The organism is Sorangium sp. So ce426, assembly GCF_051475585.1.
In the GTDB taxonomy this organism is placed as follows: Bacteria; Myxococcota_A; Polyangia; order Polyangiales; family Polyangiaceae; genus Sorangium; species Sorangium cellulosum_B.
The window spans coordinates 6,464,574-6,488,360 of sequence record NZ_CP150341.1 but is presented as its reverse complement, the minus strand read 5'-3'; the positions used below and the strand labels follow the sequence as shown (position 1 = coordinate 6,488,360).

Below are 23,787 nucleotides of genomic sequence, written 5' to 3'. Positions count from 1 at the left end.
CGTGCGCGCGCCCTCCCCGGAAGCCGGCCGCGCAGGGCGGTCGCTTGCGCGCCTCGGCCCGCGCGCGCGGCGGATCCTCCGCCGCGCGGCGCAGATAGCGCTCGCCCTCGCCGTCGCGCCGTGGCTCCTGCTCGCCGTCCTCGCGGCGCTCACGCCCCTTCCGCCAGAGCTCGCGGCGCCCGAGGACCACGCCGTGTCCACGGTCGTGCTCGACCGCCACGGCACGGTGCTCCGCGAGCTCCGCGCCGGCGACGGCGCGCGCGCGCGCTGGCTTCCGCTCTCCGAGGCCGGCGATCGCATCCAGCGCGCGCTCCTGGCCGCGGAGGACAAGCGGTTCGCGCGCCACCCAGGCGTCGATCCGATCGCGATCGCGCGCGCCGTCGGCCAGCTCGCGGCGGAGCGGCGCGTCGTCTCGGGCGGGTCCACGATCACGCAGCAGCTCGCGCGCACGCTCGTCCCGCGCCCCCGCACCGCGCGCGGCAAGCTCGGCGAGGCGGCGCTCGCGCTGCGCATCGAGGCGTCGCTCTCGAAGCGCGAGATCCTCGAGCAGTACCTGAACCGCGTCGCGTTCGGCCCGGGCCTGCGCGGGGTCGAGGCGGCGAGCCGCTTCTACTTCGACAAGCCCACGCGCGACCTGTCGCTCGCCGAGGCCGCCGCGCTCGCCAGCATGCCGCGCGGCCCGGCGCTCTACGATCCGCGCCGCGGCACCGGGCCGCTCGAGCGCCGCAGGAACCGCGTCCTCGATCGCATGCTCGCCGCCGGCCTCGCCGGCGAGGCCGAGGTGGCCCGCGCGCGCGCGGAGCCCATCGCGCTCGCCCCGAAGGGGGGCGGCCTCGGCGCGCCGCACCTCGTCCGCGCCGTGCTCGGCGGCGCGCTGGGCCCGGGCGCGGGCCTCCCCGCCGAGGGCCCCGGCGCCGCGCCGCGGATCGTAGAGCGCCGGGCGACCTCGATCACGCTGACGATCGACCGTGGCCTCCAGCGCGAGATCGAGGTCCTCGCGCAGCAGACCGTCCGCGGCCTCTCGGATCGCGACGTCGGCGCGGCGGCGGTGGTGGTGATCGAGAACGCGACCGGCGAGATCCTCGCGTACGTCGGCTCGCACGACATCGACGACGCCGCCGGGCTCGGCCACAACGACGGCGTCCTCGCGCTGCGCCAGCCCGGCTCTGCGCTGAAGCCGTTCGTCTACGAGCTCGCCATGGAGCAGCTCGGGTTCACCGCCGCGACCGTCCTTCCCGACGTCGAGCTCTCGTTCCCGACGGCGGACGGCAACTACGCGCCGCGGAACTACGACGGCCGCTTCCACGGCCCCGTCCGCCTGCGGGACGCGCTCGCCAACTCGTACAACGTCCCTGCGGTCTGGGCGGCGGCCGCGCTCGGCCCCGAGCGCGTCCTCGCGCGGCTCCGGGAGCTCGGCCTCCGGTCGCTCGATCGCGAGCCGTCGCGCTACGGCGTCGCCATCGCGCTCGGCGACGGCGAGGTCCGCCTCGTCGACCTCGCGAACGCTTACGCCACGCTCGCGCGGGGAGGCCTTTACCTGCCGGTGCGCGCGGTGCGCTCGTTCGCCCCCGCGTCGCCTCCGTCGCCCTCGTCGCCAGCGGCCTCTTCCGTGTCGTCCGCGCGCAGCGGGAGCGACGCGCCCGCCGAGCCGCCCGCGGCGCCCCCCGAGCGCGGCGCGCGCGTCCTCGACGCCGCGCGCGCCCGGGTGATCGTCGACATCCTCGCCGACGACCGGGCGCGGCTCGCGTCGTTCGGCGAGGGCAACGCGCTCGATCTCCCGTTCCCCGTGGCCGCGAAGACGGGCACGTCCAAGGGCTTCCGCGACAACATCGCTGTCGGCTTCACGCCCGACGTCACCGTCGCCGTCTGGGTCGGCAACTTCGATGGCTCGCCCATGGGCGGCGTCAGCGGCATCACCGGCGCGGGCCCGCTGTTCCGCGACGCCATGCTCGCCGCCGCGCGCGTCCGGCCGCCGCGCCCCTTCGATCCGCCCGATCCCGAGCAGCTCGCCGAGGTCGAGGTCTGCGCCCTGTCCGGCATGCGGCCGACCGCCGCGTGCTCGCACCGCCGCCGCGAGCTCCTCCCGCGCGGCGACGCCGCGGCGCTCTCGCCCTGCGACATGCACGAGGCCGTGCGCATCGATCGCCGCAATGGCCTGCGCGCCGGGGCCTGCCCCGACGCGGCGGTCGAGGAGCGCGTCTTCGAGCGCTACGACGCCGAGCTCACGGCGTGGGCGCGCGCCGCCGGCCGTCCCCTCGCGCCCGATGCGGCGTCGCCCCTCTGCGGCGCGCTCGCCGGGCTCGACGGCGCGCCCGGCGCTCCTCCAGCCGGCGCCGGCGCCGGCGCGCGCGTCCGCGTCGCGTACCCGCCCGACGGCGCCCGGTTCGTCCTCGACCCCTCGATCAACTCGCTGCAGGCGATCCGGCTGCGCGCCGACGTCCCTCCGGGCGTGCCCCGCGTGCGCTTCGTGCTCGACGGGCGCCCCATCGAGGTCGGCCCGCCGTTCGCGCTCGACTGGCCGCTCGTCGCCGGCGCGCACCGGCTCCGCGTCGATGCGGACGGAGCGGCCGCCAGCGAGGAGATCGCGTTCTCGGTGGAGTGAGCGGCGGGCGAGGCGACATCCCGTCTCCTCGCCCGCCGGCGCCGATGAAGGCACCCGCGTTGCAATCTGTGGAATCGATGATGTCGATGACGGGGCGGCGCGCCGCCCGCCGGCCACGTCACCCGAAGATGGGCAGGTCTTCTTCCTCGGAGAGCGGGAATCGCCCCACGAGCGGATCGTCCGCGATCCCGGCCAGCTTGCGCAGCGCCTTGTGGATGTGCCCCGGCTTGAGCCGGACGCCGCCCTCCTTGGGCGCGAGCGTGACCGGATCGACGTCGAGCGGGTTGTGCCGGTCGTCCGTCGCGCCGATCACCCGGTTCCCCGCGATGCCTGCGCCGGCCAGGATCATGCTGGTGATGTTCCAGTGGTCCTTGCCGTTGCCCTCGTTGTAGCCCGGAGTCCGCCCGAAGTCCGAGCCCACGACGAGGACGATCCGGTCCGCGATGCCCTGCTCCTCCGCGGCGGTCAGGATGAAGTCGATCCCGTCGCAGATCTGGTCGAGCCGCGGGATGTGGTTGTCGTCGTGGTTCCCGTGCGTGTCGAACCCGCCCACCGACAGGTTGGCGCTCACGCAGATGCCGGCGCGGTAGGCCGCGAGCGCGACCTGCGCTTGCCGCCGCAGCGAGGCGCTCTCGAACTCCGCGGGCAGGTACTGGATGAGCTGCTTGAGCTCGTTCTGCCCGACGCGCGAGGTGAAGAGCGTGCTCATCGCCTGCTTGACGTGGGGCAGCCGCTGCTGCTCGAGCTTCGCCGCGTGCCGCGCCTGCCGCGCCTCCAGGATCCGCGTCATCGTGGCTTCGGTGTGGTACTGCTCGCGGTTCTCTTCGTTCCCCGGATCGATCCTGTTCGGATAGGCGAGCCGCTGCAGGAGGCCGGTGTCGGGTATGCGGGTGACGGCCACGACGTTCGCCGTCGTGTCGTAGCCGCCGTTGCTGATGAACCCCATCGGCAGCGCGCCGCCGTGGACGCCGGCCACGAGCGCCGCGAAGGCGGGTTTGCCCTCGCGGAGCGTGCCGCACCACGTGTTGCGGACGCCGGCGTCGTGGCTGTTCGTCCCGGTGTCGATGCCGTTGATGACGAGCAGCTTGCTGTAGTGCTTCTTGAAGAACGCGTCGTTGCCGCCGACCGGCGCGTACCTGAGATTGCCGGCGGTCCCGATCGCGTCGCGCAGGTAGCTGCGGTTCATCGCTTCCCGCGTCTTCTGCTCGTCTTCGTCCGTCGCGCCCTTGGGATCGCAGAGGCTCGTCGGGTCCCAGCCGCCGCTCGCGTGGATGTGGACCCAGAGCGGGCCCTCGTAGGGGCCGGCCGCGGCGGCGTCCCTCGACAGCACGCCCCCTGCGACGACGCCGAGGCCCGCCATAGATGCCAGTTTGAGGAAATCTCGACGTTCCATGGCTGCTCCTACTGGTAAAGAAACCTGAAGTCCGAAAGGAGATACGTCATGACGCTCATCCACGCCCGGATCGTGTAGTTCTCGTCGCGCGTGAGCTTCTCGCCGTCGGGCAGCCCCTCTCGAGTCCAGTAGTCGTTGTTCACCTGGCAGGGGCCGGGCAGCGACCTCGAGAGCCGCCCCTCCTCGCCCTCCGGCTTCGCCATGCCCGCCTTGCCCTCCTCCCACGTCTCGAGGAAGACCTTGTACGTCCGCTCGATCTCGGGATCGCCGAGCTCGAGCGACTCGCCCAGCACCCGCTTGTGCAGGTACTGGATGTTCTGCTTGATCCCCTCGACGGCCGGCAGCACGTCGAAATCGTTCGTGTCCCGCGGCTCGAACGTCGTCTCGACGTAGGGGAAGAGGAGCCGCTCCTCCTGCGGGAGGTAGAGGTCGCGCGGCACCGAGATGCACGCCATCTCGTTCGCCATCCGGTCGGCGATGTTGGCCATGATCCCGTTCGGCTCCGAGATCCGCTGGATCACGTCCTGCGAGTCGATGCCGCCGTACAGCATGCGGTAGGCGTCGCGCCGGAGCAGGAAGTCGTAGCGATTGCCGTCGTCCTCGAACGCCCGCGGGCGCCACGGATACCCCGTCACCGCCCAGATCTTCCGGTGCAGCTGCTCGGGCCCGAGGAACCGCGTGCCGCCGAGCTGCGTGAGCGCCTCGCCCCGAGACGCCTGCGCCACGTTGCGCGCCCGGAAATAGGGGCTCTTGACGATGGCCTTGACGACCGTCTTCAGGTTGTAGCCGCCGTCGGCGAAGTCGTGCGCCATCGTGTTGAACGCGTGGTATTGGGCGAGGTACGCCCGGAACTTGGCGTTGAACTCCGGATCGTCGTTGGTCGGCGCGGCGAGCGGCTGTTGCCCGGTGAGGCCGGTGTACATCGTATAGACCGCCGAGAGCGCGAAGCGGGGGTCGTCGGCGACGCGCTTCGCCACCCACGAGAGCGCGGTCGGGAACTCGCTGAACGGCACCGACTCGGCGCCGAAGCCCGGCGGCCGCATGTCCTCGTACCAGGTGTCGTCCTCCTTGTACCGGCCCGCGGAGTCGAAGCTGTGGAACCCGCCCGACAGCGGGTCCAGGGCGGCGTGGCAGACGGTGCACGCCGCGTTGTTCATCGTCGGGTTGAAGTCGGTGATCTTCGTCTGATCGAGCGGCTGCTCGGCCGTCTTCAGGATGTCGGTGCCGAGGAAGAACTGATAGACCACCCTCGCGCGGTGGCGGTTCCTGTTGGTGCTCGTCGTCGGGTGCCTGGACAGGAAGACGGGGGAGGTGAGCACGCCTGCGAGCGGGATCGGATCGCGCTTCGCCGGGACGAACTCGTCCGGATCCGCGTCGTTCTTGAACTCGGCCGCCACGCCGTACGCCCTGGCGGAGAAGGGGCTCACGACCGTGTAGTCGGCGGTGAGGACCTCCTTGAAGGACCTGTCGTTCCGCACGATATAAGCGATGAGCTCGAGCGGCTCCCTCCCGACGGCCCGGTTCGTCCAGCTCTTCAGCTTGTTGGCGACGTCCTCCAGGTCCCGCGCGCCGTATTTCGCGACCAGCGCCGGATCCTGCGGGAGGCTGTTGTACCACTTCGGGTCGTACGCGTCGCTCCGCAGCAGATCGACGGCCTCCTCGCCGTTCAGGTAACGGTCGGTGAGGAAGAGATCGTTGTAGATCTCCTTCAGCCGCACATAGAACGCCTCCTCCGTGAGCATCTGGTCCAGGATCGGATCCAGCGCGGCCATGCCGCTCTCTGCGACGGCCTCCTCCTCGGCCTCGGTCGGCAGGCGCCCGGCGAGCTCGAGGCTCGCCGTGCGGAGCGTCTCCTCGGGTCCGCTCATCACCACGCCGGCGAAGGAGGCGTTGACGTCCGTCTCGCAGGACGACGGCTCCTTCGTGCGCTCCACCATCGCCCGGAGCGCCTCGACCTCGGCGCTGTCCGAGGCGAGGACCTGGCCGCCGCCGTGCTCGATGGCCTTCGTCGGCTTGAGCAGCACGTACGACTCGCCGCCGAGCTCGAGCCCGGCGAGCGACTTGAACGTCGCGAGGTTCTTGTCGAGGAACCCCGCCTCGCTGCTCCCGGCGAGGATCAGCTTGGATTCCGCCGCCTGCCCCTGCGGGTTATGGCAGCCGATGCACTTCGTCGAGAGGATGGGGACCCACACCTTCTCGGCGAAGAATTGCTCGTCGGAGATGCACGGGCCGTCGGCCTCGCTGCTGCAACCGGCGGACACGGACGCGAGCGCGCTCGCGCCCGCGGAGAGCCCCAGGAGCCCCAGGGCCGTCGCGGCGCGCTTCCGGAGTAACCATCCTATTCTCGGCATAAGCATCCTCGTCGGGAGCGCTCGCGCGACTCCCACGTTGAGGGGACCGGGAGAGCGGAGCCCCGAATCGCGTTGAAAGAATACACACCGACAGCCCCTATCGCGGGGCGCATCCACCCCGCGATGGCCGGGTCCTCGTTCATCGACCATCGACACCCGATGAGGCGAGCTGGACGAACGCCCGCTTCATCGCTTGCGTAGACCACGTACTCTAACCTCTCGAGGGCCTCTCCCGCTATGCGCTCAGCACATTGCTTGATCAGAATTTCTGGTTGTTACCTCTAGTAGTCGTGAAGTTTTTCGACGAGAGGCTGTGGCCCCTCCGGAAGCCACGTACCCGGTGCGCCCAGGTGGGCGCTCCCACCCGTGGGCGCGCGGGGCGTGCGTGGATGTGGTCAAGACCAGGGAAATCGAATAACCGTTGGATATGAGCTCGACGAGGGATGCGACCCGCGCTCGCGCGGTTCAGTGGTTTGTTCGCGGCGGCACGCTGCGGTCGGCGGGCCGGGATCCCGTCAAGATCGGCATCGCGCCGATCGTGGTGGGGCGCGATCCGAGCTGCGGTGTGGTGGTCGACGATCCGGAGGTCAGCTCGACGCACTGCGATCTTCGCGCGGAGGGGCCGGGCGTGCTCGTCCGCGATCTCGGCAGCAAGAATGGGACGTTCGTGTCGACGGTCCGCATCCGCGAGGCGATCTTGACGGCCGCGTGCACCATCCAGGTCGGCGGCTCGGTGCTGAGCTTCGAGCCGCTCGACAAGGAGCGCGTCGACGTCGGCTTCGACGAGAGCTTCGGCCCGCTGATCGGCGCCTCGCCGCGGATGCGCCACCTGTTCCGCCTGCTGCGCGAGGTGGCCTCGACGGAGCTCTCGCTGCTGATCACCGGGGAGACGGGCACGGGCAAGGAGCTCGCGGCGCAGGCCATCCATGACGTCTCGAGCCGGCGCGGCGGCCCGTTCGTCGTCGTCGACTGCGCCTCGCTGCCGGGCGCGCTCGCCGAGAGCTTCCTCTTCGGGCACGAGCGCGGCGCCTTCCCCGGGGCGAACGAGCGGAGGAGCGGCGCCTTCCACGAGGCGAGCGGCGGGACGATCTTCCTCGACGAGCTGGGCGAGCTGCCGCCCGATCTCCAGCCGAAGCTGCTGCGCGCGCTCACCGAGCAGAAGGTGAAGCGCGTCGGGTCGCGGATCTACGAGCCCGTCGACGTGCGGATCATCGCGGCGACGCGCCGCGACCTCGGCCGCAGCATGAACACCGGGCGCTTCCGGAGCGATCTCTTCTTCCGGATCGCCCAGATGCGCATCGAGCTGCCGCCGCTCCGCGAGCGGCGGGAGGACATCCCCCTGCTCGTCGAGCGCGTCTGCGAGCGCCTGGGGTGCCCCGAGCGCGCCGTGGAGATGGTCAATCTCATCACCACGACGCTCGGCCAGCACGATTTCCCCGGCAACGTCCGCGAGCTCATGAACGTCACCAGCGTGGCCGCGAGCCTGCCGCCCGGGGCCGAGGCGATCGCCTCGATCCTGCCGCTCGAGGGCGGCGGCGACGTGGTCGTGCCGACGTCGGCGTTCGGCGAGGCGAAGCGGAGCGCCGTCGCGGCGTTCGAGCAGCGTTACTTCAGCGAGCTGATCCGCGCGACGGGCGGCAACGTCAGCGAGATGGCGCGCCGCGCGGGAATGGAGCGCCACCACGTGCGGATGTTCTTGAGGAAGCACGGGCTCACCGCGAAGCAGTGAGGGCTCGGAGCGGCGAGGGCGCCGAGGGGGTCCTAGAGCGACAAACGGGTTGAAACCACGAGAAAAGCAGAATTTTCACAGGGAGGCGAGGAGGCGGGGAGCGAGAGACGGCGAGAGGGAGAAGATCATTTTTTTCTTCCTCCCCGCCTCCCCGCCTCCCTGTGAAAATTCTCCGGGTTTCAACGTGATCGTTGTTCTAGGCGCCGCCTGCGCCGCCTGCGCCGCCGCTGCCGCCCGCGCCGCCGCTGCCTGCCGGGTCGCCGCCCGCGCCGCCGCTACCGGTCGGGTCGCCGCCCGCGCCGCCGCCGCCGGTCGGGTCGCCGCCCGCGCCGCTGCTCGTCGTGGCCGTGGCCGTGGTCGTGGCCGGGTCCCCGCCGCAGCGCTCCACGCCGCGGCAATCCGCGCAGGAGCACCCCTCGAAGTACTCCGCGCACGAGCCGTTGTCCGTGCAGTGATCCGTGCACCGCGGGGTGCTCGTGCAGTCGGGGCAGGTGCAATCCTCGTTGGCGTTGCACCCCTCCTTGTCGTTGCACCCGCGCCTCGGGCTGCAGGCCGCGACGGTGCCCGCGCAGTCCTGGCAGGTGCAATCCTCGCCGTCGGGGGCGTCTGGCCGCATGTCGCAGGCGCCGTCGTCGTTGCAGCGGCCGAGGCAGCTCGCCGTGTCGGAGCAGTCGGGGCAGCTGCAGCTCTCGGGGACCTGGGCGAGGATCGTACACCGCCCATCCGGGCTGCCGCCGAAGCAGCCGAAGCCGAGCGAGCCGCCGGCGCCGGCGACCGTGGCCGCCGTCGCCGTCGAGGTCGTGTCGGTGGCTTCATTGCTCGAGCAGCCGCCGCTCGCGGCGAGCCCGAAGACGATGGAGGAGGCGAGGAGTGCAAGAAAGGCGCGCATGTCTGGCAGCATCCCTCTCCAGCGCGCGTCACGTCAACACCGCATGTCGCGCTGCACCAGGGAAGCGCTCAGCGGAATGCCACGCTCCTGTCCGCCGTCTTCGCGCGGACGGCGGCGCGCTCGCGCGCGAGGAACTCGCGCACGGCGGCGTCCAGGCGTGGATGCGCGATGTGGTGCGCGCTGTGGGTGACGCTCGGTGCGAAGCCGCGAACGAGCTTGTGCGACCCTCCCGCGCCCGGCTCGAAGCGGCGCAGTCCCCGGGCGATGCAGTCCTCGACCGGGTGATAATAGCAGACGTTGAAATGCAGGAACGGGCGCTCCTCCGACGCGCCCCAGTAACGGCCGTAGAGCGTCGTCGGCCCGGCGAGGTTGAGCGCGCCCGCGATGGGGCGTTTGCCTTCCCGCGCCAGGACGATCTCGACGCCTCCCTGGGCCCCGCCGCCGCGCAGCCGGGCCGCGATCTCCTCGAAGAAGGCGCGGTTCAGGTACTGCCGGCCCCAGGCGAACTTCTCCACGGTGGAGACGTAGAAGCCGAACATGGCATCGACGATCTCCGGCGTGATCTCCGCGCCGCGCAGCGTGTCGATCGACAGCCCCTGGCTCGTGGACTCGCGCATTTCCCGCCGGATCTGGTGCCGCCGCTTCGCGTTGAAGCGCGCGAGGAAGTCGTCGAGCGTCCGATACCCCTCGTTCTCGAACTGGAACTGGACGCCGCAGCGGTGCGCCATGGCGGCGCCGGAGAGGGCGGCTGCCTCGTCCTCGGTCGGGAACAGGACGTGGGCGCTCGAGATGCGGCTCCGCGCGACCAGCTTGCGGAGCGTCTCGGCGAGGACGGGCAGCAGCGCCGGGCGGTCCTCCGGCCGCCGCACGAGCAGCCGCGGCGTCGTCGCGGGGGTGAACGGCACCGCGACGACGAGCTTCGGGTAGTACGGCGCGCCGATCTGGTGGGACGCAGAGGCCCAGCCGTGGTCGAAGACGAACTCTCCCTCGCTGTTGTCCTTGAGGTAGGCGGGCGCCGCGGCGAGCAGCGCCCCCTCGGCCCGGAGCGTGATGTGGTGGGGCAGCCAGCCCGCCGCCTCGCCCACGCACCCCGTCCGCTCGAGCGCGTCGAACCACGCCCACGTGAGGAACGGCGCCTCGCTCACCCCGTCGAGCGCGTTCCACTCGCTCTCCGGGATGTCGCGGATGGTGTCGTGGACGTGCGCTTCAAGCTCCATGGCCGATCATAGCAGCGCGCGTCGCGCCGCCTGGCCGGCTCACGAGGTCCTGGATCGATCGCGCGCCGGAGCGGGCCACGAGGTCCGACAGCCCGCGCGCGATCGCGGCGGGGAGCAGCGGGCCGCCGTAGATGAAGCCGGTATAGAGCTGCACGAGGTCGGCGCCCGCCTGGAGCTGGTCCATCGCGTGCTCCGCCGACTCGATGCCCCCGGCGCCGATCACCGTGACGTTGCTCCCGAGGCGCGCGCGGACGCGCCGCACCATCGCGAGCGAGCGCTGCCGGAGGGGCGGGCCGCTCAGCCCGCCCGCGCCCATCGCCTCGACGGCCGCCAGGCTCGTCGCGAGCCCGTCGCGCCGCACGGTCGTGTTGGTCGCGATGACGCCGGCGAGGCCGACCTCCTCGACCACGGCGAGCAACGCCTCGAGCTCCTCGTCGCCGAGGTCCGGGGCGACCTTGATGAGCAGCGGCAGCGGCGCCCCGGCGGCGCGGTTCTCCCGCGCGATCGCGGAGAGCAGCGCGCGCGCGATCGCCGGCCCCTGCATCGCGCGGAGGTCCTTCGTGTTCGGCGACGACACGTTGATCACGACGAAGTCGGCCGCGCGCCGCGCCTCCCGGAAGCTCGCGAGGTAGTCGTCGATCGCGGGCTCGATGGGATCGAGCGGCGCGACCCTGGACTTGCCGATCGAGATGCCCACCGGCACGCCGACGGCCGCCGCGCCGCCGCGGCCGAGCAGGCGCTCCGTGACGCGGGCCGCGCCCTGGTTCGGGAACCCGAGCCGGTTGATGAGCGCCCGGTCGGCCGGCAGCCGGAAGAGGTTCGGCGGCGGGTTCGCGGCCTGGGGCTGCGCCGTGACGGTGCCGAGCTCGACGAAGCCGAACCCGAGGGCGGCGAGCGCGCGGGCCCGGCGGGCGTCCTTGTCGAAGCCGCCCGCCACGCCGAGCGGGGAAGGGAAGTCGAGCCCCATGGTGCGCACGGCGATGCGCCCATCCCGGGGCGCGAGGCGGGCGTGCACGAGGGCGCGGAGCGGCGCTGCGTGCTCGAGCGGGGCGAGCGCGAGCATGCCGAGCTCGTGCGCAAGGCTGGGCGGCAGCGCGAAGAGGAGCGGTCGGACGAGGCGGTACATCGGGTCGCGTCTCCGTTACGGGTTGCGGCGCGCGGCGCCGGAGGAGGTCCTGCGAGCCGCGCGGTGGTGGCGGATACCATGGCGCACCGGCCGCGTGGGCCGCCATCTCGGCGCGTGGCGTGAGCGAGCGCGCGCCTCCGCACGCACGGAGGCGCGCGCCGGCGCGCCGGGCGAGGCCCGGCGGCTCTGCTAGACTCCGCGCCCTCCATGACGCCCCCCGACATCCTCGATCGCACAGGCGATCCCAGGCCACTGACCGACCTTGGCGAGCGCTTCGCGAGGAGCGCGGACGAGATGGCGGCGCTGCGCGAGCGCGGCGTCGCGGCCGCCCGCGACCTCTGCGCCTTCATCGATCGCTCGCCGACGCCGTACCACGCCGTGCGCGAGGTCGCCTCGCGGCTCGTGGCGGCCGGCTTCTCGGAGCTCGGGGAGCGCGACGCGTGGGCGGTCGCTCCGGGCGATCGCCGCTTCGTCATCCGGGGCGGGTCGACGATCGTCGCGTTCGTGGTCGGGGCCGAGCACCCGGCGCTCGGCGGCTTTCGCGTCATCGGCGCGCACACCGACTCGCCGAACTTCCGGGTGAAGCCGAGCGCCGAGCTCTCGCGGAGCGGCTACCAGCAGCTCGGGGTCGAGGTCTACGGCGGCGTCCTGTACTCGACCTGGCTCGACCGCGATCTCAGCGTGGCCGGCCGCGTCCACGTGCGCAGGGATGGGCGGATCGAGCGCCTCCTCGTCGACCTGGGCCGCCCGGTCGCCCGCGTCCCGAACCTCGCGATCCACCTGAACCGCGGGGTCAACTCCGAGGGGCTCGTGCTGAACGCGCAGAAGCACCTCGTCCCCGTGATCGGCCTGGGCAAGGAGGCCGATCTCAACGCCCTGCTCGCGCGCGCGGTCGACGCGCCGCGCGACGCCATCCTCGGCTTCGATCTCTGCCTGTACGACACGCTCAAGGCGTCGCTCGGCGGCCTCTCCGACGAGTTCATCTTCGCGTCCCGCCTGGACAACCTCGCGAGCTGTCACGCCGCGACGGCCGCGCTGATCGGCGCCGCTCCTTCCGCGGCGACGCGGGTCATCGCGCTGTACGACCACGAGGAGTGCGGCAGCCGGAGCGCCGTGGGCGCGGCGGGGAGCGTGCTCCGCGACGTGCTCGCGCGGATCGTCGACGTCTACCCGGGGCGCGAGCCGCAGGCGTTCGCCCGCGCGATGGCCGGGTCGCTGCTCGTCTCGGCGGACATGGCCCACGCGGTGCACCCGAACTATGCCGATCAGCACGAGCCGCGCCACGCCCCGCAGATCAACCGCGGGCTCGTGATCAAGTCGAACGTGAACCAGTCCTATGCGACCGACGGCGCGACGGCCGCCGCGCTCGAGGCGCTCTGTCACGACGTGGGCTACGCCCCCCAGCGCTTCGTCGTGCGCAGCGATCTCCCCTGCGGCAGCACGATCGGCCCGATCACGGCGGCCTCGCTCGGCATCGCCACGGTCGACGTCGGCGCGCCGATGCTCAGCATGCACTCGTGCCGCGAGATGGCCGGCACCCTAGACGTCCACCTCGCATCCGAGACCTACCGCCGCGCGCTTTCGTGAGCGTCTTCCGGATCTGCGCATCGCTGAAACTCCGGCACGACGCGGCGCAGCGGGTGACCGCTGCGCCTAGCGGTTGCGGGTGTCGTGGGAGAGAAGCGTGAAGCCGATGAGCTTGTAGAGGAGGCGGGCGCCGACGTTGCCGTCCCAGTCGTCGGCGTCGTCCTTCGGCGCGACCTCGTTCAGGTCGAAGCCGACGATGCGCCGGCCGCTCTTCTGGATGCGGCCGATCAGGGCGACGGCTTGCTGGAACGTCAGCCCGCCGGGGACTGGCGTGCCGGTGCTCGGACACAGCGTCGGATCGAGGCCGTCGATATCGAAGCTCACATAGACGTCGTCGGGGAGATCCTCCACGATCGAGTCGGCGATCAGGTGGAACGGCTCGCCCTCGAAGAGCCGATCGGCGATCGAGGCGTCGATGTGGGCGACGATGCGCCCGTTCGACTCGCGGATGAACCGGAGCTCGTCTTCGCTCATGTCGCGCAGCCCGACCTGGACGATCCGCGGGATCTTCGGGTGGTTCGTCGCGACGTTGTGCATGATCGAAGCGTGGGAGTCGGTGAATCCCTCGTACGCGTTGCGGAGATCGGCGTGCGCGTCGATGTGCAGGATCCCCATTCCCGGGTAACGCGCGGCGTGCGCCGCGATCGCGCCGTAGGGGGAGGAGTGATCACCGCCGATGACGCCGACGAGCTTGCCCCGCTCCATCCAGCGCATGGCGATCTCCGTGACGCGCTCGTTCAGCCGGCGGGAGAGCGCGTTGACCGCCGCGAGGCGCGCCTCCAGGTCCCGGTCGCCAGCGACCTCCCCGTGCGCCGCGATCACCGGCTCGGCCGCGGCGCACGCCTCCGCGTTCCAGCGCACGATGTCCGGATCGACGTCGAGCATCGCGATGCCCTGCTCGTACGGTCTGCCCGTGTGCAGGTCGAAGAGGTCGACCTGCCGGCTGGCCCGCAGGATCGCCCCCGGGCCCTTGGCGGCGCCGCGGCGGTAGGACACCGTCGGCTCCCACGGCACCGGGACGAGGACCACCCGGGCGTCCTCGGCAGTGTGTGGCAGCCCGTAAATCCCGTTTCCGATGGCGGGACCGTTCGGATCGAAGCCGAGAGGGGATGAGCTCACGCGGCCACGTTGGCGGTTCGCGACCAGGTCGTCAAGCGCGAGCCGCCTCTTGCCCAGCGCACGCCGGAGCGCGCCGGAGCGCGCCGGAGTGCTCCGCCGCACGCGCCGCCGAGCACCGGCGGAGCGGCTTCCTCACCGGCACACCGGCGGAGCGGCTTCCTCACCGGCACACCGGCTCCCACGCCTGCACACCGGCGCGAGGTGCGTAAAGACGATCGCACCGAGCGTGAGACATCGGCGTGAAACACGGATGTCGGGTGGGGATGGCGCGGAGCGCTCGTCGGAATGCAACTTCGGGCTTCCAGCTGCGACGAAATGCGCTAGGAAGAGCGCCGAGACGATGGGCCGCTGCGCCCGTCCGGGCCGGTCAGCGCCGCTCGGCGCTGCCGGTCGGTTCGGCGCGTGGTCCTGGTAGTAGCCGCGAAGAACAGCCATGCTCCGGTACCGCGCCGATATCAAGACACTCCTCTTCGTCGCGACGTATTTCGTGCTCGTGGCGGTGCAATGGGTCTACGCGCCGCGCGCGCTATGGCTCGCGATTCCGCTCCTCGCCACGACGTGCGTGTTCTCGTTCCTCGGAGCGGTCGCGACCCACAACGCGGTCCATTGCCCCGTGTTCCGGCGGCGATGGATGAACCGCGCGTTCCAGGTCGCGCTCACGCTCACCTACGGGCACCCCGTCAGCGCCTACGTCCCGGGCCACAACCTCAGCCATCACAAGTACACGCAGTCCCGGCGTGACGTGATGCGGACGACGAAGGTGCGCTATCGGTGGAACCTGCTGAACGGCCTCTTTTTCATGAGCCGCGTGGTCCGGGACATCCTGCCCGCCGACATGCGCTACTTCAAGGCGATGTACCGGCGGAACCCGCCGTGGTTCCGTCAGATGCTCCTCGAGTCGGCGGTGTTCCTCGGCGCGACGGGGGCCTTGCTCGCGCTCGACTGGCAGAAGTTCCTCCTCTACGTCCTGATCCCCCACCAGTACGCCGCGTGGGGGATCGTGACCATGAACTACCTCCAGCACGACGGCTGCGACGAGGACAGCGAGTACAACCACTCGCGCAACTTCGTCGGCCGGCTGGTCAACTGGTGGACGTACAACAACGGCTTCCACTCCATCCATCACATGGAGCCCGGCCTCCACTGGAGCCTCCTGCCGGCGGCGCACGCGCGGCGCGTGGCGCCCTTCATCCACCCGGGCCTCGACCAGCCGTCGCTCCTCGCCTACCTCTTCCGCAGCTTCGTCTGGCCTGGCAAGCGCCTGCGCTACGACGGCGCCCCGGTCGTGCTCCCGCCGGAGGAGCCCGACGAGGAATGGATCCCCGGCCCGAAGGAGACGCCCAGCGACGTCTCGCTGGGCGCGATCGCGCCCGGCTGACCCGCCGGCGCCTGCCCTGCGCTGGAGGCTCGGCGCCGCCCTCCTGGGCGGCGCGCCGGGTGTCTGGCCGAGATGTGCGGGGCGGGCCACGCCGGCGCGGCGCGCGCGGTCCTGTGGCGCCTGGAGACCTCCCGAGAGGCACCTTGCGGCGACGACCGGGAGGCCAGGGTCGTGGCCGTCGCGAGGGGGTAGGGGGCTGGCCCGGCGCCCCCGGCGCCGGGCCGTGCGCGTCCCCTGGTCAGCGCGGCTGATTCTCCCGCGGCTGGTCCCCCCGCGACTCGCCGCCACGACGGCCGATCTCGGCCATGTGCTGGCGATCGCCGCTCACGGCCTCGCCGCCTTTGCGGCCGATCTCGGCCATGTGGGCCCGGTCCTGGCTCACGCGCTCGCCGCCACGGCGACCGATCTCGGCCATGTGCTTGCGGTTCTGGCTGACGACCTCGCCGCCCTTCTTGCCGGCGGCGCGCGCCTCGTCGCGCGTGAACTCGTGCGCCGTGCCCTTCTCGTGGGCTGCCTTCCCGCCCTTGCTGGCGATCTTGCGCTGACGGTCCTCGTCCATGGCGGCGAAGCCACGCTGCTGCCGCTCGTTGGCAGCCCGCTGCGACGCTGAAGAAGGCGGGGGTTCGCTCGGCGAGGCCCCTCTCTCCTCCTGGCCCTCCTCACTCCTGGAAATCATACGATCATCCATGCTCGCCATCATCCTCTCCTTACGGTTGGCTCGCTCGATTCAGGTCTCCGAACGGGGCCTGCGAGCCGGTAAAGGACGGCGTTCCCCCCGTCCCCTCCCAGTGCTGGTCAGGGAGCGGCGTTCGCCGTCCCCTCCCGGTGCTGGTCGGGGAGCGGCGTTCACCGCCTCCCTCCCAGCTGCGGAAAGGCCGACAGACCCTTTCCGCGAAGGCCTGTTGTGCCGGGCGGAACAACGTCAAGCGGGCTGAAGGTTGGGACGCGACGAATTAGGGGGAGGTTCGCCGAGCGTGTTTTGGAAACAGCGGCGAACCTGGAAATACCGAGAACGTCGTGCTCCCGCCGCGAGTCAAGCCCTCTTGGCGAAATCCCGCATGAACGCCGTGAGGCGCTCCACCGATGCAACGGGTACTGCGTTGTAGATCGAAACCCGGATACCCCCGGTCGACCTGTGTCCGGCGAGCCCCACCATACCCTCCTTTGCGGCCTCGGCGACGAAGCGTTTTTCCATCTCCTCGCTGGCCAGCCGGAACACCACGTTCATGAACGAGCGGCTCTCCTTCTCGACCGGCGCCCGGAAGACGTCCGGGTGCGCGTCGATGGTTTCGTACAGCAGCTCACCCTTCTTGCGATTCCGTCGCTCGACCTCCTCGAGCCCACCGATCTCAAGCGTATACGCGAGCACGTTGCGCATGAGGTAGATTGCGAATGTCGGAGGTGTGTTGTAGAGCGAGTTGTTGGCAGCGTAAGTGGCATAACGGAAAATGACGGGAATGTCTTTTCGGGCACTGTCAACGAGATCCTTGCGGGCGAGCACGACCGTGATCCCGCTCGGTCCGATGTTCTTCTGGGCGCCGGCGTAAACCAGGGCAAACCTGGAGATATCCATCTTTCGCCACAGGATGTCGGACGACATATCCGCGACGAGCGGCACGTCGCCCGTATCGGGCAGCCAGTGCCACTGCGTGCCGAACAGCGTGTTGTTCGTCGTCATGTGGACGTAGGCGGCGTTCGGATCGAGCGAGAGCTCTCCCTGGTGGGGGATGCGGGTGTACCGCTTGTCGACGGCGGTGCTGCCGGCCACGCGCACCGTCCCGACGCGCTTCGCCTCCTCCAGGGCCTTCTCCGACCAGCCGCCGGTCAGGATGTAGTCGGCGCTCCTGCCGGGCGGCAGGAGGTTCATCGGCACGACCGCGAACTGCATGGCCGCGCCGCCCTGCATGAACAGCACGTGGTAGTCGTCCGACAGGCCGAGCAGCTGCCGGAGCAGCGAGATCGCCTCGTTGTGCACCGCCTCGAACGCCTTGCCGCGGTGGCTGTGCTCCATGATCGACATGCCCGTCCCCTCGAAATCGAGGAGCTCGCGCTGCGCGCGCTCGAGGGCGGGGAGGGGGAGCCCGGCAGGGCCGGCGTTGAAGTTGTGGACACGCGCCATGGTGCTTCTCCTGAGGTTCAAGTCGGCGGTCCCTGATGCCGCCGTGTCGGCCGTATACCACGGGGGGCGCCGCCTCCGCCGGACGGGCCGAGCAGGGGCGCCGCCCCGGCGGATCGCGCCGCGCCGGGCCCTTCGCCTCGGACCTGCCGGCGGCCGCGATCTGGGCTAAATTCACCGCTCCGGAGGGCGAGTGATGCTGGTGACCCGCGAAGAGATGGCGTTCGATTTCCAGGGCGCCAGGCTCGATCCCGTCAAGGACAAGGACGTGATCGTCTGGGCCGTGCAGCAGTTCCTCTACGGGGAGATCACCGGCGTCCAGATTGGGCACTGGCTCTACAACGCCCCCGACCTGGAGTCCGCGCGCTTCCTCGCGCGCCAGGCCGTCGAGGAGTTCCAGCACGTCGGCAACTTCCTCCGCATCCTCGAGATCCTGGGCGCGCCGCCGGACAAGGCCGCCTGGAGCGTGCGCTTCCTCGCGACCGGGCTGATGGGCGGGGACTGGGCCGAGCACGTCGCCCTCGAGATGGCCCTCGGCGAGGGCCTCGTCCTCCAGGCCTTCTACGCGATGATCGAGACCGTGGATGAGCCGGAGATCGTCGCCATCCTGAAGCGCGGCGTGCGGCAGGAAGAGCGGCACGTCGATTTCGGCGAGCAGCAGACGAGGAAGGCCATCGCGGGCAGGCCGGCGCTCCGGAGGCGGCTGCTCGGCCTCGCGCTCGTGTCCCTCTGGGGCGTGTCGCGGCTCGAGGCGTTCATGAAGAAGCGCCTGCCGATGGACCACCCGGCGCTCAAGCGCCTGCCCGATCTGGTGCGCCACACGGTGCGCGTCGCGGAGCTCCGGCTCATGCGGATCGGCCTGACCGAGGCGCCGATCTCGTCGATGTCGGCCGGCCGCAAGCTCGCGCTGGTGGCGGAGGCGTACGGGGGCAAGCTCGCGCTCGGCCTCGCGTCGTGGGTGCTCTCGGTGCTGCTCTTCCCGCTCCGGCTGCTCGGCCTCGCGGGGCCGAAGCGGCTGACGGACACGTACCTGAGCGATCCCCTGGTCGCGCGCGGCGGCCGCCTCGGCGCTGGCGCGGAAGCTGGCACGGGAAATGGCGCGGAAGACGACCCCGGCGACGCCGGTGAGCAGGCGGGCCCGGGCGGCGGGCAGGCGGGGCACGGCGCGGCGGCGCGCGCCTGAACGCGAGGTGGAGCGTGGCTGACGGCGAGGACGAGGAGCGAGCCACCCGCGCCCGGGCGGCGGGCGCGGCGGGGCCTCCCGGGGCGCGCCCTGCCGTCTCGCCCGCGTTGCCCGCGTCGCGGGAGCTGCCGCTCTTCGCCGAGCTGCCCGAGCTCTCGGGGCAGGTCCCGTGGCGCCCCCTCGCGCACGCGCCGACGCCGGTCGTCCCGTGCGCCGCGATCGAGAAGTACCTCGGCCGCGGCGGCGTCTGGGTGAAGCGCGACGATCTGATCTCGCCGCTCTACGGCGGCAACAAGGTGCGTCGCTTCGAGTTCCTGCTCGCCGACGCGGAGCGGCGCGGCGCGAGGACGCTCGTCACCGTCGGCGGGCTGGCGTCGACGCAGGTCACCGCCACGGCCCTCTTCGGCCGCGCGCTCGGCTTCGCCGTCACCGCGGTCCTGTTCGATCAGCCGATCACCCGGTTCGGCCGCGGCGCGCTCCTCGCCGACGCGGCCAGCGGCGCCGAGCTCGTCCATGGGGGCGGGTACGCGACCACCGCGGTCCGGGCGATCCGCGCGCTGCGACGGGCCGACCGGCCGTATTTCATCCTGCCGGGCGCCTCGTCCGCCCTCCCGTGCCTCGGCTACGTCGACGCGATGCTCGAGCTCGCGGAGCAGGTCCAGCGCGGCGAGGCCCCGCGGCCCGATCGCATCGTCGTCCCCTCGGGGACGGGCGGCACGCTGGCGGGGCTCACGCTGGGCGCCGCGGTGCTCGGCTGGCCGACCACGATCGTCGGCGTTCGCATCACCGAGCGCATCGCGTCGAACCGCGCCGTCGTCCGGTACGAGATCGGCAGCATGCAGCGCCTGCTCGCCCGGCGCGCGCCGCGCTTCACCCGGCGCCGGCTCCCGCCGGTCCGCTTCGAGATCGATCACCGCGCGATCGGCCCCGGCTACGGCATGCCGACCCCTGCGTCCATCGCCGCGATCCCCGAGGTGGAGCGGCTGATCGGCGTGCCGGGGGAGGTCACGTACAGCGCCAAGGCGCTCGCCGCGCTGCGCGGGATCGCGCAGGAGCGCCCGCGGGAGACGATCCTCCTCTGGCAGACGCTCTCGAGCGCGCGACCGCCGCTCGCGGAGGGCGGCGCGGCGGCGCTCCCGCAGGCGTTCGCGCGGTTCTTCGACGGGGAGATCGCGTACTGAGGGGCGCGGCGCGTGGTCCACGCGCCGCGCTGCGGCGTCACTTCAGGCGCAGGCTGTTCACGAGCTTGTCGAAGTCGGCGCGCGCCCCGGTGACCGTCTTCTCGGGGCCGGTCATCTTGAAGAACCAGGGATCGCCGGAGGGCGTCTCGACGATCGCGCCGAGGAGGGCGTAGTTCGGCTTCGGATCCGACGCGGGCATGCCGGGCATCCCGGAGCCGGCGAACGTCCCCTTCACCTCGACGATGGTGACCTTGAGATCGCCGGCCTTGAGGTCGGTGCGCTTGGGGGAATCGTCGCTCTTCTGGGAGAACTGGCCGGCCCAGCGCGTGATGTTCGCGTCCACGCTGCCGCCCGCCTGGCTCACGCTGAGCTCGGCGTCCTCGGCGTCACCGGCGGCGCGCTTGATCTTGTACGTGGCCTTGCGCATCGAGTTGGGGTTCGGCGCGCTCTCGAAGCTCGCCGGGGCGTCCCACGCGAGCGCGCCGCCCGCCTGCTGGCCGCTGGCCGGCGCCGGCTTCGGGGCGGGCGCCGCCTCGGCGGGCGCGGCGGGCTTGCTGGTCGCCGGGGCCTCCGGCGCGGATGTGGCTGTCGGCTCGGGGGTCTTCGAGCACGCCGCGGCGAGCGCGGCGACGAGCGGCAAAACCATGGCGGAGCGGAGCTTGATCATCGTGGGAGGCCTCGGCGGGGTTCGCGGCGACTGTAGTCGCCGTGCCCGCGGCCTCAAGCCGGATCGGACCGCGGGGAGCCCCCGGCGCGCTCTTGCTGGAGGCGCCCGGCGGGTCGTTCAGCCGCGCGCGTTACCGTGATACCAACAAAATACAAATACATGGACCCCACCTTCCGGCGCGCGTTCAATGCTGCCTTCGGGCCGTCGACCTACGCGGACTACCTCGGCCGGCTCGAGCGGCGGCTCGGGTGCGCGATCCCGTTCCGCGTCGCCGAGACGCCGCTGTTCCTGCCCCACGGGCTGCGCGACGACCTCGAGCGCTCCGCGACGGAGATCGTGCGACAGATCTCGAGCCCCGCGCTCATCGAGCGGATGAAGCGCGCCATCCCTGCGCACCTCGACGTCCCGGGCATGGATCCGCTCCCCAACTGCGTGCAGGTCGACTTCGCGATCGTGCGCGGCCCGGACGGCGAGCTCACGGGCAAGGTGGTCGAGCTGCAGGCGTTCCCGTCGCTCTACGCGCTCATGCTCGTCCAGGTCGAGATCATGGCCGAGGTGCTCGCCGGGATGCCGGGCCTCGACCGGCGCTGGTCGTGCTGCTTCGGCGGCCGGAGCACCGCCGACGTCCTCGCGCAGCTCCGCCGCGCGATCCTCGCGGGAGAGCCTGAAGAGTCGGTGGTCCTGCTCGACCTCGCGCCGGAGAAGCAGAAGACGTACCCCGACTTCGTGGCGACGAAGCTCCTCGTCGGCGTCGACGCCGTCTGTCCGACGGTGCTCGTGCGGGAGGGGGACCGGCTGTTCCGCCGCGTCGGCGGGCGGCTCGTCCAGGTCCGCCGGCTGTACAACCGCGTCGTGTTCGACGAGCTCCTGTCGAAGCGGGTCGAGCTCCCGTTCCGGTACGGCGATCCGCTGGACGTCACGTGGTGCTCGCACCCGAACTGGTACTGGACGTGGTCGAAGTACACGCTGCCCTACATCGATCACCCCGCGCTCCCCCGGGCGCGGGCGCTGAGCGCGCTGGAGGGCGCGCCGCTGGATCTCGAGCGCTACGTGCTCAAGCCGCTGTTCTCCTTCGCGGGCTCCGGGGTGAAGGTGGATGTCACGCCCGAGGACATCGCCGCGATCCCGGAGGGGGAGCGCTCGGGCTGGCTGCTCCAGGAGAAGGTCGCGTACGAGCCGGCGCTCGCGATGCCGGACGGGAACGGGGTGAAGGCCGAGGTGCGGATGATGTTCCTGCGTGCGCCGGACGAGCCCGAGCCATCGCTCGTCCTCAACCTGGTGCGGCTCTCGCGCGGGAGGATGCTCGGCGTCGATCACAACCGCGACCTGACCTGGGTCGGCGGCACCGTGGGGATCTGGCCTGTCGACTGAGGTCGCGCGCAGGCGATGAGCGCGCGCCGCGCGCCGGGGACGAGCGCCGCAGCGGTCGCGCGCTCAGGCGATGAGCGCGATCTGCCACGCGCCGAGGACGAGCGCCGCCGCGGTCGCGCCCAGCGCGACCTGGACGACGGGGCGCCGCGGCGCGGGCCGGTTGCGCAGCGAGAGGCCGGCGACGACCCCGATCGCGGCGCCGCTGAGCAACCCGAAGGCGTGCGCGCCGAGGTCGGAGCGTGGGCTCGCGCCGAGGGCGCCGAGGAGGGCGAGGCCTCCCACGAGCGGCGCGACGAGGTGGAGGAGGTGGCGCTTCTCGCCGCTCTCCTTGTCGTGCGCGCGGTCGAGCATCAGCTGCGTGGCGGCGAGCAGCCCGATCGCGCCGAACACCGCGGTGGAGGCGCCGATCGAGGCGTGGTGCTGGCCCAGGCTCTGGTGCCAGAGCGCGTTCGCGAAGTTCCCGAGCGCGCCCGAGGCGACCACGGCGAGCGCGGCGCCGCCCGGCCCGAGGCGGCGCTGCACGGCGGACGCGAAGACCGTCCCGGAGATGACGTTGCCGATCACGTGGGCCGAGTCGGCGTGCAGCGTGAGCGCGGTGATGGCGCGCCACGGCTCCGGTCCCACGACGAGGTCGGCGACGGACGCGCCGCGCTGGAACCAGCGTCCGCCGCCGCTCGCGGGCCCGGTGACGAGGAAGAAGAAGAGGGCGAGCGCGGCGAACGCGACGCCGGCGACCATGGACGGAGGGTGGCGCAGCCGCTCGCGCGGGCGGAGCGGGGGCCAGTTGCGGTTCTCCGCTTCGTACCGATCGATCGAGCCTGCGGCGAGGGCGTAGTCCTCGTCGCGCACGAGGAGCACCCAGCCCGCCGGCGTGTACCGCACGGCGTGCCAAAGCTCGCTCGACTGGAGGACGAGGGCCCACTCGCGGATCTTGCGCTCCGGCATGACGGGGCCGATGGCCGTGAGCCCGAGGCCGTGATTTTCCGCCTCTCCGGAGGTGGGATCGCCGTTCTGGATCATCGCCGCCCTCTCGCCGCGCGCCGGCGGCAGGATCGCGATCGGGACGAACGGCTCGCCAACTGCATCTCGAACACAGATACGGTTCTGTTCGCCCACGGCGGGTCCTCCACGGTTCGTCGACCCAAGGTTCACCGAAACGTGCGGATGAGCCCGGAAGCTGTCAACGCCGGGTCTCCCGGAGCCTGGCCGTCTCGTCGTCACGCCGAGCCGCGGCGCTCCTTGCCGGTTGCCGGCTCTGCGCGCGCTGCGCGGCCGGGCCCTTGCGCGCGCTGCGCGGCCGGGCCCTTGTGCGGGTGCTGCGCGGCCGGGCCCTTGTGCGCGCGCCGCAGCGGTGGCAGTGCGTGGTTGTGTCGACGGCCATCACGCAGGGCATCCGGGTCACCGTCTCGACGGTCTACGTCCCCACGCAGTCATCCCCGACGGAGCACCGCTACGTCTTTGCCTACACCGTGCGGATCGCGAACGAAGGCACCGAGCCTGCCCAGCTGAGGACGCGGCACTGGATCATCACGCACGGCAGCGGGAAGGTGGAGGAGGTGCGCGGCCCTGGCGTCGTTGGCCAGCAGCCCTCGCTCAAGCCTGGCGAGCACTTCGAGTACACGAGCGGCTGTGTGCTCGAGACCCCGCGCGGCACGATGCGCGGCACCTACCAGATGCACCGCCCTGACGGCCGCGTCTTCGACGCCGAGATCGCGTCGTTCACCCTGGCGATGCCGCACTCCCTGAACTGACCCCGCCCCCGTTACCCCCTTGGAAGAGCCAGCGGGGAGGGGGTGCCCGTGCGCGCGGGCGGCGGGGTAGGGCCCCACGAACCCGAGCGCCGGCCCGCATCGCAGCTATCCCTCCCGGCCCACCTCT

18 protein-coding genes are annotated in these 23,787 nt (G+C 71.8%); 8 read left to right on the top strand and 10 right to left on the bottom strand.

Going from position 1 to position 23,787, the window contains the following annotated elements; genetic code table 11:
* Position 1: 1 nt before the first annotated feature.
* Entirely contained in the window at positions 2 to 2,602 is a 2,601-nt protein-coding gene (pbpC, locus tag WMF44_RS24060) for a penicillin-binding protein 1C (protein WP_437301438.1), read from the top strand.
* Positions 2,603 to 2,720: 118 nt separating this feature from the next.
* Here the strand turns inward: pbpC and WMF44_RS24055 are convergent, their stop codons facing one another.
* The gene (locus WMF44_RS24055) at positions 2,721 to 3,995 is read right to left on the bottom strand and encodes a DUF1501 domain-containing protein (protein ID WP_437301437.1); all 1,275 of its coding nucleotides are present in this window, start codon (positions 3,993 to 3,995) and stop codon (positions 2,721 to 2,723) included.
* An 8-nt stretch (positions 3,996 to 4,003) separates the two neighbouring features.
* Positions 4,004 to 6,346 carry a DUF1588 domain-containing protein gene (locus WMF44_RS24050; RefSeq protein ID WP_437301436.1) on the bottom strand — a complete coding sequence of 781 codons (2,343 nt, stop codon included), beginning with the start codon at positions 6,344 to 6,346 and terminating at the stop codon, positions 4,004 to 4,006.
* Between the two features lie 427 nt (positions 6,347 to 6,773).
* Here WMF44_RS24050 and WMF44_RS24045 point away from each other — a divergent pair, with 427 nt between their 5' ends.
* Positions 6,774 to 8,075, top strand: coding sequence for a sigma 54-interacting transcriptional regulator (locus WMF44_RS24045; protein ID WP_437301435.1), 1,302 nt, complete (start codon positions 6,774 to 6,776; stop codon positions 8,073 to 8,075).
* A gap of 196 nt (positions 8,076 to 8,271) precedes the next feature.
* On the opposite strand, the gene WMF44_RS24040 is transcribed toward WMF44_RS24045, so the two are convergent.
* The 3 genes from WMF44_RS24040 to WMF44_RS24030 form a co-directional block, all read right to left on the bottom strand.
* Positions 8,272 to 8,964, bottom strand: coding sequence for a hypothetical protein (locus tag WMF44_RS24040; protein ID WP_437301434.1), 693 nt, complete (start codon positions 8,962 to 8,964; stop codon positions 8,272 to 8,274).
* Positions 8,965 to 9,032: 68 nt separating this feature from the next.
* Positions 9,033 to 10,181: a GNAT family N-acetyltransferase gene (locus tag WMF44_RS24035; protein ID WP_437301433.1), complete on the bottom strand. Its 1,149-nt coding sequence runs from the start codon at positions 10,179 to 10,181 to the stop codon at positions 9,033 to 9,035.
* Positions 10,171 to 11,307: a quinone-dependent dihydroorotate dehydrogenase gene (locus WMF44_RS24030; RefSeq protein WP_437301432.1), complete on the bottom strand. Its 1,137-nt coding sequence runs from the start codon at positions 11,305 to 11,307 to the stop codon at positions 10,171 to 10,173. The genes WMF44_RS24035 and WMF44_RS24030 overlap by 11 nt, the downstream gene beginning before the upstream one ends.
* 294 nt (positions 11,308 to 11,601) lie before the next feature.
* Between WMF44_RS24030 and WMF44_RS24025 the strand changes: the two genes are divergently transcribed.
* Positions 11,602 to 12,894 carry a M18 family aminopeptidase gene (locus WMF44_RS24025; RefSeq protein ID WP_437301600.1) on the top strand — a complete coding sequence of 431 codons (1,293 nt, stop codon included), beginning with the start codon at positions 11,602 to 11,604 and terminating at the stop codon, positions 12,892 to 12,894.
* A 66-nt stretch (positions 12,895 to 12,960) separates the two neighbouring features.
* Here the strand turns inward: WMF44_RS24025 and WMF44_RS24020 are convergent, their stop codons facing one another.
* Positions 12,961 to 14,013, bottom strand: coding sequence for an agmatinase family protein (locus WMF44_RS24020; RefSeq protein ID WP_437301431.1), 1,053 nt, complete (start codon positions 14,011 to 14,013; stop codon positions 12,961 to 12,963).
* A gap of 433 nt (positions 14,014 to 14,446) precedes the next feature.
* Here WMF44_RS24020 and WMF44_RS24015 point away from each other — a divergent pair, with 433 nt between their 5' ends.
* Positions 14,447 to 15,391, top strand: coding sequence for a fatty acid desaturase family protein (locus tag WMF44_RS24015; RefSeq protein WP_437301430.1), 945 nt, complete (start codon positions 14,447 to 14,449; stop codon positions 15,389 to 15,391).
* A 238-nt stretch (positions 15,392 to 15,629) separates the two neighbouring features.
* On the opposite strand, the gene WMF44_RS24010 is transcribed toward WMF44_RS24015, so the two are convergent.
* On the bottom strand, positions 15,630 to 15,950 hold the full coding sequence (locus WMF44_RS24010; protein ID WP_044965509.1) for a KGG domain-containing protein: 321 nt from the start codon (positions 15,948 to 15,950) through the stop codon (positions 15,630 to 15,632).
* A 474-nt stretch (positions 15,951 to 16,424) separates the two neighbouring features.
* Complete coding sequence (gene serC, locus WMF44_RS24005) at positions 16,425 to 17,510, bottom strand: 3-phosphoserine/phosphohydroxythreonine transaminase (RefSeq protein WP_437301429.1); 1,086 nt, start codon at positions 17,508 to 17,510, stop codon at positions 16,425 to 16,427.
* Positions 17,511 to 17,703: 193 nt separating this feature from the next.
* On the opposite strand from serC, the gene WMF44_RS24000 reads away from it, so the two are divergent.
* Together WMF44_RS24000 and WMF44_RS23995 are read left to right on the top strand one after the other, a co-directional pair.
* Positions 17,704 to 18,690 (top strand): ferritin-like domain-containing protein, encoded by a 987-nt coding sequence (locus WMF44_RS24000; protein ID WP_437301428.1) that lies wholly within the window; start codon positions 17,704 to 17,706, stop codon positions 18,688 to 18,690.
* A gap of 14 nt (positions 18,691 to 18,704) precedes the next feature.
* On the top strand, positions 18,705 to 19,871 hold the full coding sequence (locus tag WMF44_RS23995; RefSeq protein ID WP_437301427.1) for a 1-aminocyclopropane-1-carboxylate deaminase/D-cysteine desulfhydrase: 1,167 nt from the start codon (positions 18,705 to 18,707) through the stop codon (positions 19,869 to 19,871).
* 37 nt (positions 19,872 to 19,908) lie between these two features.
* Here WMF44_RS23995 and WMF44_RS23990 read toward each other — a convergent pair whose 3' ends face one another.
* Positions 19,909 to 20,538 (bottom strand): hypothetical protein, encoded by a 630-nt coding sequence (locus WMF44_RS23990; RefSeq protein ID WP_437301426.1) that lies wholly within the window; start codon positions 20,536 to 20,538, stop codon positions 19,909 to 19,911.
* A 159-nt stretch (positions 20,539 to 20,697) separates the two neighbouring features.
* On the opposite strand from WMF44_RS23990, the gene WMF44_RS23985 reads away from it, so the two are divergent.
* Entirely contained in the window at positions 20,698 to 21,909 is a 1,212-nt protein-coding gene (locus WMF44_RS23985) for a hypothetical protein (protein WP_437301425.1), read from the top strand.
* A 63-nt stretch (positions 21,910 to 21,972) separates the two neighbouring features.
* Here the strand turns inward: WMF44_RS23985 and WMF44_RS23980 are convergent, their stop codons facing one another.
* Positions 21,973 to 23,025, bottom strand: a complete 1,053-nt coding sequence (locus tag WMF44_RS23980; RefSeq protein ID WP_437301424.1) for a rhomboid family intramembrane serine protease — start codon at positions 23,023 to 23,025, stop codon at positions 21,973 to 21,975.
* A gap of 251 nt (positions 23,026 to 23,276) precedes the next feature.
* Here WMF44_RS23980 and apaG point away from each other — a divergent pair, with 251 nt between their 5' ends.
* Positions 23,277 to 23,660 (top strand): Co2+/Mg2+ efflux protein ApaG, encoded by a 384-nt coding sequence (gene apaG, locus WMF44_RS23975; RefSeq protein ID WP_044965505.1) that lies wholly within the window; start codon positions 23,277 to 23,279, stop codon positions 23,658 to 23,660.
* Positions 23,661 to 23,787 lie beyond the last annotated feature (127 nt).

Coding starts and splice junctions, on each gene's coding strand:
- WMF44_RS24055 (WP_437301437.1), bottom strand. CDS start 3,995: ATGGAACGTCGAGATTTCCTCAAACTGGCATCTATGGCGGGCCTCGGC.
- WMF44_RS24010 (WP_044965509.1), bottom strand. CDS start 15,950: ATGGACGAGGACCGTCAGCGCAAGATCGCCAGCAAGGGCGGGAAGGCA.
- WMF44_RS24045 (WP_437301435.1), top strand. CDS start 6,774: ATGAGCTCGACGAGGGATGCGACCCGCGCTCGCGCGGTTCAGTGGTTT.
- WMF44_RS24015 (WP_437301430.1), top strand. CDS start 14,447: ATGCTCCGGTACCGCGCCGATATCAAGACACTCCTCTTCGTCGCGACG.
- WMF44_RS24035 (WP_437301433.1), bottom strand. CDS start 10,181: ATGGAGCTTGAAGCGCACGTCCACGACACCATCCGCGACATCCCGGAG.
- WMF44_RS24025 (WP_437301600.1), top strand. CDS start 11,602: ATGGCGGCGCTGCGCGAGCGCGGCGTCGCGGCCGCCCGCGACCTCTGC.
- WMF44_RS23985 (WP_437301425.1), top strand. CDS start 20,698: ATGGACCCCACCTTCCGGCGCGCGTTCAATGCTGCCTTCGGGCCGTCG.
- WMF44_RS24000 (WP_437301428.1), top strand. CDS start 17,704: ATGCTGGTGACCCGCGAAGAGATGGCGTTCGATTTCCAGGGCGCCAGG.
- WMF44_RS23990 (WP_437301426.1), bottom strand. CDS start 20,538: ATGATCAAGCTCCGCTCCGCCATGGTTTTGCCGCTCGTCGCCGCGCTC.
- serC (WP_437301429.1), bottom strand. CDS start 17,510: ATGGCGCGTGTCCACAACTTCAACGCCGGCCCTGCCGGGCTCCCCCTC.
- WMF44_RS24030 (WP_437301432.1), bottom strand. CDS start 11,307: ATGTACCGCCTCGTCCGACCGCTCCTCTTCGCGCTGCCGCCCAGCCTT.
- WMF44_RS24050 (WP_437301436.1), bottom strand. CDS start 6,346: ATGCCGAGAATAGGATGGTTACTCCGGAAGCGCGCCGCGACGGCCCTG.
- WMF44_RS24040 (WP_437301434.1), bottom strand. CDS start 8,964: ATGCGCGCCTTTCTTGCACTCCTCGCCTCCTCCATCGTCTTCGGGCTC.